Origin of the sequence: Clostridium sp. UBA4395 (genome assembly GCF_002390995.1) — a bacterium.
Classification (GTDB): Bacteria; Bacillota; Clostridia; order Clostridiales; family Clostridiaceae; genus Clostridium_J; species Clostridium_J sulfidigenes.
In genome coordinates, this window is the sequence record NZ_DGRF01000034.1 from 1 (window position 1) to 11,451 (window position 11,451).

Consider the following 11,451-nt stretch of genomic DNA (forward strand, 5'->3'; position numbering starts at 1 on the left):
TATTATTTTTACTATTTATTTAGAATATAGTATACCAATTTGAATTTTTATTATAGGTAATCACACAACAATATCATTATTACTGCTACTTATTTATAATGTATTTAGTCTTATTATCAAAATACTAATTCCCTTGGAACCCGCATGAATAAAACAACTATTTAACTAGTTAACTAGTTAAATAGTTAAATAGCTAAATAGTTAAATATATAAAAGGTAACCTATATAAATATTTATATAGGAAACTAGATAAAACTCCAACATATAGGTGATAAACTCGAATACCACGTTCCTAAAAAATTTATACACTTAAATAAATAAAAATACACCACCTTTAATATGGATGGTGTATAACAAATTATATTTGAATTAAACTAATTAGTTCCTAAATTAAAGTTATTTATTATTTTTATAAAATATAACATGATCTCTCCACTTTCCATTTATGTGTAGATATTCTTTACATATACCTAGTTCATTAAATCCACATGCCTTTAAAACTCTTTGTGACTTTTCATTATCAACTAAAGTTGTTGCTTCTATTCTATGAAGTCCTAATTCTTCATAGGCATATGTTACAACTAAACTAACAGCTTCTTTCATATATCCATTTCCCTGATACTGTTCGTCCATAGAGTATCCTATAAATGCACTCTTAAATACACCGTGGACTATATTATATATACGTATTCTTCCTATCATCTTCTCTGCTTTATATATTCCAAAGTGAGCTCCTTCCCCCTTAATAAATTCTTTGTAATTCTCTATTAAAGATTGCTTTTGAACTTCTACTGTATAAAATTCTTCATCTCTGTGCGGTTCAAACTTTGATAGAAAGTCCTTATTTCTCGTATAATACTCTAATAAATCCCTTGCATCATCAGAATTAAGAACTCTTATACTTATTTTATTTCCTTGAATTGCTAGCTCCTTCTTATATGCATTATTATAAAATTCTTCTTCTACTATTCCAAATAATAAACTACCTTCATATTTAAATTTTGTTATAATACTATCTGATATATATCCTTCTAATTGAAATCCTAAGTTTGTAAAAGGAGTTAAACTTATTTTTTCATCACATACAATATTAACTTTATGAAGACCTTTGCTTTTTATTAAGTTATTTAGCATCAACTTTAGGGCATCTTGTAATGTTTTATTAGCATCTCTTCCACTTTTATAAAACTTTAATTTTATAATTACACCTTTATTCTCATGGTCTAAATCTAAGATTATAAATCTTCCTACTATAATTCCAGATGAATCTCTTATTATATATTTATTTGCTTCATCAGTTGCATTACTAATACTTACTTCCCTTTCATTGCTCAACTTCATTACCTCCCCTTTTAAAAATACTATAATTTCCTCTATATATTAGAAATACAAACAAGATAGAAATACTCAAGCTTATTGGTATTAAATAAAAAGTTTTTGCTGTCCCTATAATATCATTTAATCTTCCCATAATAAGATTTAGAATCATACTTATAGTGCTTGATAACGTTAAAATTAATCCTGTTATATATGAACTATTATCTTTAAAAACCTTACTAATAGTAGCTACAACTGTAGGATATGCTATTGCAAAGAATAGTCCTGTTACACATATTAAAATGAGAGCACTATGTCCAACAATTAGAGCAATTATTAATAATACACATGCAATTAGTAAAGAATATAAAACTGATTGTAAGTATCCTAACTTTTCAGCTACAAACCCGCCTAATAATCTACCTATAGTAAGTAAAAAGAAAAAGGCTGACAAAAACATAGCTCCACTACTGCTAGTATAGTTATAACTTTCCATGAGGAAATTAACTATCCAATTAGACATCCCCATTTCTGCAAACACGTATGTTCCTAATGCTATAGCATAGATATACATATACTTTTCTTTAAAAGCTATAGCTATATTAAATTTATTCTCTTTTTTAGTTATATTAAAATTAGGGATTTTTATAAAGAAAAATATTATCAATACTACAATAAAAATCATTGCTATTCCAAAGAATACACTTCTCCAACTTACTCCATTGTCTAAAATGTTTCCAATAGCAAATTGTCCTACCGTAGACCCAAATCCATAAAAACAATGAGCTGAATTCATCATTATTGCTTGGAATGTAATAAATAGAGCTGGTATTAGCGTATTTACTCCAATCATTACAAAAGCAATACCCATGTTTATTAAAAACATTCCAATTAATAGTATTGTATAAGTTTTAGAGAAAGCTACTATTAAAACAGAGGCTATAATAGTGAACAGCCCCTTACAGATTACATTTCTTTGTCCAAATTTTTCACATAGTAGTCCACCTATATAAGTAAATATTATGTATCCTAAAGAACATACCGATAAGAGCATGCCCATACTTGTATTATTTGTATTAAAAGTCTCTTTAAATACAGGGACAAATATTCCCTTAGTGTTATCGACTATAGCAATTACAGCCATAATAATAAATATAAATATTGTTATGGCAAAACTTTGGTTTTTCTTCACTAACATCACTCCTTTTTCAATGATATTATATCATAATTAATATATGTTTTTATTGAATTGAATTCTTTATTTTTATAGCTATTAAGTAAAGTAATTATCCTAGCAAAAATATACTATTGTATATATTAATTTATTAATTCATATAAAAAAGATATAAATATGAATAAGAATAATATACAAGTATTCAAATCAAGAATGTCCGATATATTAACCTACTGTAATATTGACATATGTTATCATCTATGTTTAATTTAAACTATAGGATATATTTCCTTAATTTCATATGTGTCAACAATATGTAAAGCTTATCTAAAATGAAAGGGGATAGTCTCATGATAAAAAAAGAAGAAATAAAAGAAAGAGTTAATGAGTTAATACCTGAGCTCATAGACTCTATAAAGGAAGCTGTAAGTTTTAGAAGCGTTATAGACGAGGATAACCCTAATTATCCATTTGGTAAAAATATAGACGATTGTCTAAAAAGCACCTTAAATTTATGTGAGTCTTTAGGCTTTAAAACTTACTATGATAAAGATGGTTACTATGGTTATGCAGAGGTTGGCCAGGGCCCTGAATTAGTTGGAGTTCTTGGCCACTTAGATGTAGTTCCTGAAGGAGATTTGAATTCTTGGACATACCCTCCATACGAATTAACCATAGTTGATGATAAAATATATGGAAGAGGAACTCAAGATGATAAAGGTCCTACTATAGCTTGCATATATGCAGTAAAAGCTTTATTGGACTTAGGAATCAAATTAAATAAAAGAATAAGATTTATATTTGGAACAGATGAAGAAAATCTTTGGAGGGGTATTAATAAATATAAAGAGAATGGTGAAGAGATTCCTGCTATGGGAATAACTCCCGATAGTGAATTCTTCTGTATAAATGCAGAAAAAGGATTACTTCAATCTACTTTAACCTATAAAAAGAGTTCTAATTTAACTTTAAGTGCAGGAAATGCATTTAATTCAGTTCCTGATAATGCTACATATACAGGAACTGCAGAAGAAATTAATTCTCTTAAAAATGTATTAAACAGTTTAAATTATAAATATATTTTAAATGAAAATTCTATTTCTGTTATTGGAAAAGGTGTTCACTCTGCAGATAGTGCTGAGGGGATTAATGCTATTTCTAGACTGGCTATAGCTTTAGAAAAAATGGGCTCCTCATCTAACTCAATAAAATTCATAGCCAATGTAATTGGTGAAGATGTTGCAATTAAAAATCTCATACCAAAATGTGAAGATGTATCTGGAAAACTAACTGTAAATGTAGGTAAAATTGATTTAAATGAAGATATAGAAACTATATCTTTAGATATTAGAATTCCTGTTACCTATAAAAAAGAAGACATAGTTAATCCATTAAAGGAAAAAGCTTTAGAATATGGTTTAGAATATAATGAGTTCGACTGGATGGAATCCATATATGTTCCTGCAGACCATTTCTTAATTAAAACATTGAAAGAAGTCTATGATGAAGAAACAGGATATGATGGAATACCAGAATCATCTGGTGGAGCTACTTATGCTAGAGCTATAGATAACTGTGTAGCCTTTGGTATGGTATTCCCTACCTCAGAAAAGACAGAACATCAACCAAATGAATTTATAACTATGCATGATTTAGTTAAAGCTACAGAAATTTATGCCTTAGCATTATATAAATTAGCTAAATAAGCTGAATTCTTAGAGCTTTATTCTTTAGAAATTGTTATCAATAGTCGTAATTGCTTTACCTTTCATAAAAAATAGAAGTATCGGTTTAAGTAATTATCGGATAAACATAATTTTTTAAATAAGAATCCGTCAAGTATACTGACGGATTTTTATATTATAAAACTATAAATTTAAGTATGCGATTAAGCTCCTCTATAATTAAGGCTTACCTAATGTTGGTTTTATACTAAATCACTTATAATTAACATTCCTTAAGTAAATCCTTTATTACTTCTCCACCTATTATCATTCCTGCCACTGGTGGCACAAAAGATATACTCCCTGGTATTTGTCTTTTTATAGCACACTTTTTAGTCCCACCTGTACATACACACCCTGTTTTACAAGTAACTACATCATCTTGTTTTGGTTTTGTAGGCATCTCCTCAGAGTAAACTACCTTAAGAGATTTAATCTCTCTTTTTCTAAGTTCATGCCTCATAACCTTTGCAAGTGGACACACTTTAGTATCATATATATCTGCAACTTTAAATTGTGTAGGATCAAACTTGTTTCCTGTACCCATAGAGCAGATTATTTTTATACCCTTTTCATTACAATACTCTACTAGAGCAATCTTTGCTGATACAGTATCTATAGCATCTACTACATAGTCGACATCATCAGTAATTATTTCTGGAATATTTTCTTTAGTAACAAAAACTTGGTGAGTTATTACATTGCATGCTTTATTAATTGAAAGAACTCTATCTTTCATAGCCTCAACTTTTACTTTTCCTACAGTATCATAAGTTGCATGTATTTGTCTATTTAAATTAGTTAAACAAACAGTATCATCATCAACTAAAACAATAGTTCCAACACCTGCTCTTACTAATGCTTCTACTGTAAAGCTGCCTACTCCACCTACTCCAAATACTATAATCTTACTGCCTTTTAATTTATTTAAACCATCTTTTCCTATTAATAGCTCTGTTCTTGATAATGAATGTTGTAACATTTTTGCATCTCCTTAATATGTGGTATTTACCTTATAACCTTAAAGATATTTTTAACTTTTTCCTTTAAATTATAAATAAATACATAAATTTTTATTCTCTGAATATATCAATTTTATATTTTTTACTAATATAATTCAACTGTGTATTTATGTTAAGTATTTCTAAAGCTTCATAGAAGCTAAGAACTCTGTTTATATTTACAACTTTATATACTCAAAAAAGCTAAATCTTAAAAAGTATAATTACTTTTATAAGATTTAGCTTTTTTGATTTAGATAAGATACAAATAAGCTTTACCTTTAATTTACCTTAGCTTAATTCATGAACAAAGATTCCACTTCTTAATTTTGGTTCAAACCAAGTTGATTTAGGAGGCATAACTTCTCCAGCATCAGCAATGTTCATAAGTTCTTCTATGCTTGTTGGATTCATAGAGAACGCAACTTTCATTCCTTCAGCTACTCTTCTTTCAAGTTCTTTAAGACCTCTGATTCCACCAACAAAATCTATTCTATCACTTGTTCTTGGATCCTCTATAGCAAGTATTGGTCTTAGAAGGTTTTCTTGTAGTATAGATACATCTAAACTCTTAACTGGATCTTTTGAATCATAAGTTCCATCTATAGCAGTTAACTTATACCACTTGTTATCTAAATACATTCCAAAATAACCTTTTCCTTCTGGTCTGTATTGGCCTTCTCTCTTATACTCTTCTACAGTAAACTTCTCAGAAACTTTATTTAAGAATTCTTCGCTAGAATTTCCATTTAAATCTTTTACTACTCTGTTATAATCCATTACATATAAATCATCTGCTGGGAATATAACTGATAGGAAAAAGTTGAATTCCTCTTCTCCTGTATAGCTAGGATTTGCTTCTCTTCTCATTTTACCTACTTTTACAGCAGATGCAGCTCTATGGTGACCATCAGCTATATAAAGATATTTAACTGATTTAAATAACTCTTCTAATCTTTTTACAGTTTCAGTGTCATTTATAACCCATACAATATGAGATATTCCATCTTCGGAAACGAAGTTGTATTCTGGCTCTTTAGCAGTCCATGAAGCAACTATTTCATCAATTTCTCCTACATTTTTGTATGTTAAGAAAATTGGACCTGTATTTGCATTACAATGGTCAACGTGATTAATTCTATCTTGCTCTTTTTCAGCTCTAGTATGCTCATGTTTTTTAATTATATCATTCATATAATCATCTATAGAAGTACATCCAACTATACCAGTTTGAACCCTTCCATCCATGATTTGTCTATAAATATACATGCTTGGAGCATTATCTTGAATATAAGTTCCATCTTCTCTCATCTTGTCTAAAGTTTTTCTAGCTGTGTTATAAACTATTTCATCATATTGATTTGTTTCTGCTGGTAAATCAATTTGTGCTTTATCAACATGTAAGAAAGAGTAAGGGTTTCCTTTAACCATTTCCCTAGCTTCTTCTGTGTTCATAACGTCATAAGGAAGAGCTGCTACTTTTGGAGCTAGCTCTTTTGTTGGTCTTATGCTTTTAAAAGGTCTTACAACTGCCATATTTTTTCCTCCTACGTAATTAATATTATTTAAAGAAATCGAATATAGTTTGAACTATTTCTTCACCTATTCTTGTTTGAGCTTCTACTGTTGCTGCTCCAATGTGTGGTGTAACTGATACTCTTGGATGGTTAACTAGCTCTTCATTCTTAGTTGGTTCAACTTCAAATACATCAACGCCTGCTCCTCTTAATTTTCCACTATTTAAAGCTTCAAGTAAAGCAGCTTCATCTACAACTCCACCTCTAGCACAGTTAATTAGTACAGCTCCATCTTTCATAATATCAAGTTGAGCTTTACCTATTGTAGCTCCTTGCTCTTTTATGAATGGTATATGAAGAGATACATAATCAGATTTAGATAATACTTCTTCTAAAGTACCATATTCATATTTATCATACCCTTCAGCTTTACCAAGGATATCAGTATACATAATTTTCATTCCTAATACTTCAGCCTTTTGAGCTAAACATTTTGAAATTCTTCCGAAACCTATTAAGCCTAAAGTTTTTCCACTTAACTCAATACCTTCATATTTTTTCTTTTCCCATTTTCCTTCTCTCATAGTCACATTTGCAGTACTTACAAATCTAGAAACTGCAAACATATGAGCTAGTGCAAGTTCTGCGACTGATGCACTACTAGAATTAGGAGTGTTAGCAACTCTTATTCCTTTTTCAGTAGCATATGCTACATCTATATTATCTACACCTACTCCACCACGGATTATTAATTTTAATCTTCCTGTTTCACAAGCTTTATCTATTATTGGTTGTCTAACCTTTGTAGCACTTCTTACTACTACTACATCAAAGTTTTGTAAAGCTACTCCTAATTCTTCAGGCTCATAAAATTTCTCTATCACTTCATATCCATTATCTTTTAATACCTGTATTCCACTTTTCTCCATGCCATCAGTAACTAATACTCTTATCATGATGATACCCTCCTAAAATAAAATTAATTAATAATTAATTATTTAAAATCTAACTTTATCCACATACATTAAGTATATAAGTTGAAAACTTATACATTTTGAACTTGTATATGAATCTTTATTACTTGAAAATTAAGAAGGGAATTACCCCTTCTTAATTATTCAAGTCCTAATATTTCGTTAATGTTCTTTAATAATTCTTCAATTTCTGCTGGAGTAGTCTCTGCCATGTGAGCTATTCTGAAAGTCTTATCTTTTAACTTTCCATATCCATTAGAAATTTGATATCCTCTTTCTCCTAGAGCTTTGTTTAAAGCTGCAACATCAATATTTCTAGTATTCTTTATGTTTGTTAAAGTGTTAGACATATATCTTTCATCTGGTAATATTTCGAAGTATTTTCTTGCCCATGCTCTAACAATTTCTCCGCCTTCTATGTGTCTTGCATATCTCTTATCAAGACCTTCTTTATTTATAATCTTATCAAGTTGATACTCTAATGCAAACATGTGAGATAATGAAGGTGTTGATGGATATTGATAATCTTTCTTTTGAATGTATTCATATAATGATAAAAGATCTAAGTATAATCCTCTATGTGGAACTTGTTTTGCTCTCTCTATAGCTTTTTTAGAGAAAGTACACATTGACATTCCTGGAGGAAGTCCTATAGCTTTTTGAGTTGAAGTAATACAAATGTCTACTCCCCATTCATCTACTTTTAATTCTGTTCCTGCAGCTGAGCTTACAGTATCTAAGCAGAATACAACATCTGGATATTTTTTCACTACTTTAGCTATTTCATCTAGTGGGTTCATAACACCAGTTGAAGTTTCGTTGTGAGTAACTGTTATTAAATCATATTTTCCAGTGGCTAAAACTTCATCTACTTGCTCTGGAGTTGTTGGTGTACCCCATTCAACTTCATATAAATCTGCTGGTACATTGTTAGCTACAGCCATTTCATACCATCTCTTACCAAAAGCACCTACAGCAAAAACTGCAGCTCTCTTAGCTGTGCATGAACGAACAGCACCTTCCATAAGCCCACTACCAGAAGTAGTTGAAAGTAATATTTCTTCTTTTGTATTAAATATAACTCTCATGTAATCACTAATTTGTCTTTGTATTCTTGATGCCTCTTTGCTTCTGTGTCCTATCATTGGTGTAGCCATTTTTTCTAATACGTCTTGTGCCACATCAACTGGACCTGGTATAAATAATCTCTTGTGCATGATTCACCCTCCTAAAATAAAGTAAACTTTATAATTTCCAATATCTGATTTGAAATCAATTACATTTTAACATTTTTCCATAGGTTTCTCAACCATAATAAATTAAATATTGGGATATATTATTATAATTTAAATTTTTATTAAGTTTTTGGAAATATAATACTTATTTCAATCTGATTTCTTCGTATATTTCATCAAATATATCTTTTACACAATGCCCTCTTACAAAATTAGAGCAATTATTACAACTTTGTTCTAATTGCATAAGTATTTCATTTTGATAATATGATCTCTCATTATAAAATGAACAGTTTTGAGCAATTCTACTTTTAATTTCATTGGACACCATTACTTTAACACTCCTATGTATTATAATATTATATCTTTTGTATTATCATATATTTTATACCTACTTTTTAATTTAATAATCGAAACAATCTAAAACAGATTCTGTTTCTCTACAATACCTTACAATTAAACATTGTCCTAAGTTTCTAGGACATTTTTTGCACATACAATTAACTTCCTTTCCATCACATTTATTTTGTTTAAAATCAGGACATTTCTCACAATTATAAACTACTATATCCATTACCATTTTTATTTCCTCTTTCTAATTTAAAATATTTCATTATTGTTTAACCTACATAATTAAACTAGTTTAAAATAATATTATATATGCTTATTTGTGCTTAAAATTAAAATAATTATAATATAAATACTATAGTTATCACTTATAAAAGTTGATATACTATATAAGTAAAGCCTTATATATATTAAAAATATACACCTTTATTTGAAGAGTGTAAATAAATTCAAGGGAGTTGATTATTATAAAAGACTTTACCACTAGAATTCCACTACCCTATAAACTATTTCTATGTCTTAGTGGAATATTAATATTAGTATCTTTTCTTTTTAACTCACCACATCAGATATTCATTGGCTTAAGAAATATAATCTTAAACCCAGATATACTCATAACAGATTACATGGAAATTGGCGGTATTGGTGCAACTTTCGTTAACTGTGCACTTTTGATTATATTTTATGTAATAATGCTAATTTTTTTAAACATTAAACCTTCAGGAACTATAATTGCAGGTATATTTACAGTAAGTGGTTTTTCCCTTTTCGGTAAAAACATTTTAAATATCTGGCCTATTATATTTGGTATTTGGTTGTACTCTAGATTTCAAAAGGAGCCATTCTCCAATTATATAGTTACTGCACTTTTTGGAACAACCTTATCTCCAGCTTTAATTCAACTAATTGGTACTACTACAATACCTCTTTATCTATCTGTTATGATAGGCATCCTTATTAGTATAGTAATAGGTTTTTTACTTCCACCCTTAGCTTCTGCTTGTATGAGAATACATCAAGGATATAGCCTTTATAATGTAGGACTAGCTGCAGGATTAATAGGTACAGTATTAATGTCTTTACTTAGAGCTTTTGGTATTGACTTTGAAAGTAGAATTATATGGTCTACAGGCAATAATATTCCTTTTATTATATTATTTTCAATGATATTTTTAGCTATGATAACTTTGGGTTTTTACTATAATGGTAATAGCTTTAAAAACATTACAAAAATAACGAGATATTCTGGTAGATTGCTTACAGATTTTTATCTTATTTTTGGTGAAGGAATTACTTTGATAAATATGGGAATTCTAGGACTCTTTTCAATGTTTTTAGTGGTCTTAGTAAATGGTGACTTGAATGGTCCAACTTTAGGTGGTATATTAACTATTGTTGGGTTTGGAGCCTTTGGTAAGCATCTAAAAAATATAATCCCTATAATGTTTGGTATAATATTATGTACTTTCTTTAATATTTGGGAAATAAACTCGCCTAGCGTTATTCTAAGTTTACTTTTTGGTACAACTCTAGCTCCAATTGCAGGTTCTTTTGGATGGCTGTGGGGAATAATTTCAGGAGTATTACATGCTTGCTTAGTAATGAATATTACATATTTACACGGTGGAATGATTTTATATAATAATGGCTTTTCAGGTGGCCTTGTATGTATGTTCTTACTACCACTAATTTCTGCATTTAGAAAGGAATATTAATTATGAAACACTTACGTCAAAGAAATATAAAAATACTTAGTGAGCTAACTAGTTACTTAGTTAGAATTGGCTGTAGTGATCTACATATAGATTTTAATACTAAGGGTGATATTACCTATATCAGCTTTACCAGTGTAAATCCTGATATTAGTGAGCAAATACTAAATGATTTAACATCTCAGTTAAACATGCCAAGGAGACAAGATATTGAGGAGTATTACTGGGCTCTTAATGGAGATAATGATTCCTCTTCTGAATTAAGTTTAGTAGGCATGATGACTGATTCTGTGGATGTAAACTACACTAATGACGTATTAAAAATTAGTTTAACTAGATTAAAATAATTTTTAACACATTTTATAAAAATAAGGGGGCGTCGCAAAATAACTGATTAAGTTATAGAGCGATGCTCCTTTTCCTATTCCAAATAAAAATAACCGAAGGTT

At 29.2% G+C, this 11,451-nt stretch carries 11 protein-coding genes; 3 read left to right on the forward strand and 8 right to left on the reverse strand.

Features of this window, described 5'->3' with window-relative positions:
• Positions 1–396 precede the first annotated feature (396 nt).
• Both B2694_RS05170 and B2694_RS05175 read right to left on the reverse strand, forming a co-directional pair.
• Positions 397–1,335, reverse strand: a complete 939-nt coding sequence (locus B2694_RS05170) for a GNAT family protein (protein ID WP_346884835.1) — start codon at positions 1,333–1,335, stop codon at positions 397–399.
• A complete protein-coding gene (locus B2694_RS05175; RefSeq protein WP_346884836.1) occupies positions 1,325–2,509 on the reverse strand; it encodes an MFS transporter in 1,185 nt (394 codons plus the stop codon). The genes B2694_RS05170 and B2694_RS05175 overlap by 11 nt, the downstream gene beginning before the upstream one ends.
• Before the next feature lie 332 nt (positions 2,510–2,841).
• Here B2694_RS05175 and B2694_RS05180 point away from each other — a divergent pair, with 332 nt between their 5' ends.
• Positions 2,842–4,197 carry a M20 family metallopeptidase gene (locus B2694_RS05180; protein ID WP_346884837.1) on the forward strand — a complete coding sequence of 452 codons (1,356 nt, stop codon included), beginning with the start codon at positions 2,842–2,844 and terminating at the stop codon, positions 4,195–4,197.
• Between the two features lie 241 nt (positions 4,198–4,438).
• Here the strand turns inward: B2694_RS05180 and B2694_RS05185 are convergent, their stop codons facing one another.
• The 6 genes from B2694_RS05185 to B2694_RS05210 form a co-directional block, all read right to left on the reverse strand.
• Complete coding sequence (locus tag B2694_RS05185; RefSeq protein WP_346884838.1) at positions 4,439–5,197, reverse strand: tRNA threonylcarbamoyladenosine dehydratase; 759 nt, start codon at positions 5,195–5,197, stop codon at positions 4,439–4,441.
• Between the two features lie 310 nt (positions 5,198–5,507).
• A complete protein-coding gene (locus B2694_RS05190; RefSeq protein WP_346884839.1) occupies positions 5,508–6,752 on the reverse strand; it encodes a DUF1015 domain-containing protein in 1,245 nt (414 codons plus the stop codon).
• Between the two features lie 25 nt (positions 6,753–6,777).
• Positions 6,778–7,689, reverse strand: coding sequence for a D-2-hydroxyacid dehydrogenase (locus tag B2694_RS05195; protein WP_035135216.1), 912 nt, complete (start codon positions 7,687–7,689; stop codon positions 6,778–6,780).
• A 158-nt stretch (positions 7,690–7,847) separates the two neighbouring features.
• Positions 7,848–8,924 (reverse strand): pyridoxal-phosphate-dependent aminotransferase family protein, encoded by a 1,077-nt coding sequence (locus B2694_RS05200; protein WP_035135214.1) that lies wholly within the window; start codon positions 8,922–8,924, stop codon positions 7,848–7,850.
• 163 nt (positions 8,925–9,087) lie between these two features.
• Positions 9,088–9,273 (reverse strand): hypothetical protein, encoded by a 186-nt coding sequence (locus B2694_RS05205; RefSeq protein WP_346884840.1) that lies wholly within the window; start codon positions 9,271–9,273, stop codon positions 9,088–9,090.
• 72 nt (positions 9,274–9,345) lie between these two features.
• Entirely contained in the window at positions 9,346–9,522 is a 177-nt protein-coding gene (locus B2694_RS05210) for a hypothetical protein (RefSeq protein ID WP_167403159.1), read from the reverse strand.
• A gap of 226 nt (positions 9,523–9,748) precedes the next feature.
• On the opposite strand from B2694_RS05210, the gene B2694_RS05215 reads away from it, so the two are divergent.
• Together B2694_RS05215 and B2694_RS05220 are read left to right on the forward strand one after the other, a co-directional pair.
• A complete protein-coding gene (locus tag B2694_RS05215; protein ID WP_346884841.1) occupies positions 9,749–11,005 on the forward strand; it encodes a DUF1576 domain-containing protein in 1,257 nt (418 codons plus the stop codon).
• A gap of 2 nt (positions 11,006–11,007) precedes the next feature.
• The gene (locus B2694_RS05220; RefSeq protein ID WP_035135210.1) at positions 11,008–11,349 is read left to right on the forward strand and encodes a hypothetical protein; all 342 of its coding nucleotides are present in this window, start codon (positions 11,008–11,010) and stop codon (positions 11,347–11,349) included.
• The last annotated feature ends 102 nt before the right edge of the window (positions 11,350–11,451 follow it).

Excerpts from the sequence above, each read along its gene's own strand:
- B2694_RS05180 (WP_346884837.1), top strand. The coding sequence starts at position 2,842 with ATGATAAAAAAAGAAGAAATAAAAGAAAGAGTTAATGAGTTAATACCT.
- B2694_RS05185 (WP_346884838.1), bottom strand. The coding sequence starts at position 5,197 with ATGTTACAACATTCATTATCAAGAACAGAGCTATTAATAGGAAAAGAT.
- B2694_RS05190 (WP_346884839.1), bottom strand. The coding sequence starts at position 6,752 with ATGGCAGTTGTAAGACCTTTTAAAAGCATAAGACCAACAAAAGAGCTA.
- B2694_RS05195 (WP_035135216.1), bottom strand. The coding sequence starts at position 7,689 with ATGATAAGAGTATTAGTTACTGATGGCATGGAGAAAAGTGGAATACAG.
- B2694_RS05200 (WP_035135214.1), bottom strand. The coding sequence starts at position 8,924 with ATGCACAAGAGATTATTTATACCAGGTCCAGTTGATGTGGCACAAGAC.
- B2694_RS05205 (WP_346884840.1), bottom strand. The coding sequence starts at position 9,273 with ATGGTGTCCAATGAAATTAAAAGTAGAATTGCTCAAAACTGTTCATTT.
- B2694_RS05210 (WP_167403159.1), bottom strand. The coding sequence starts at position 9,522 with ATGGTAATGGATATAGTAGTTTATAATTGTGAGAAATGTCCTGATTTT.
- B2694_RS05220 (WP_035135210.1), top strand. The coding sequence starts at position 11,008 with ATGAAACACTTACGTCAAAGAAATATAAAAATACTTAGTGAGCTAACT.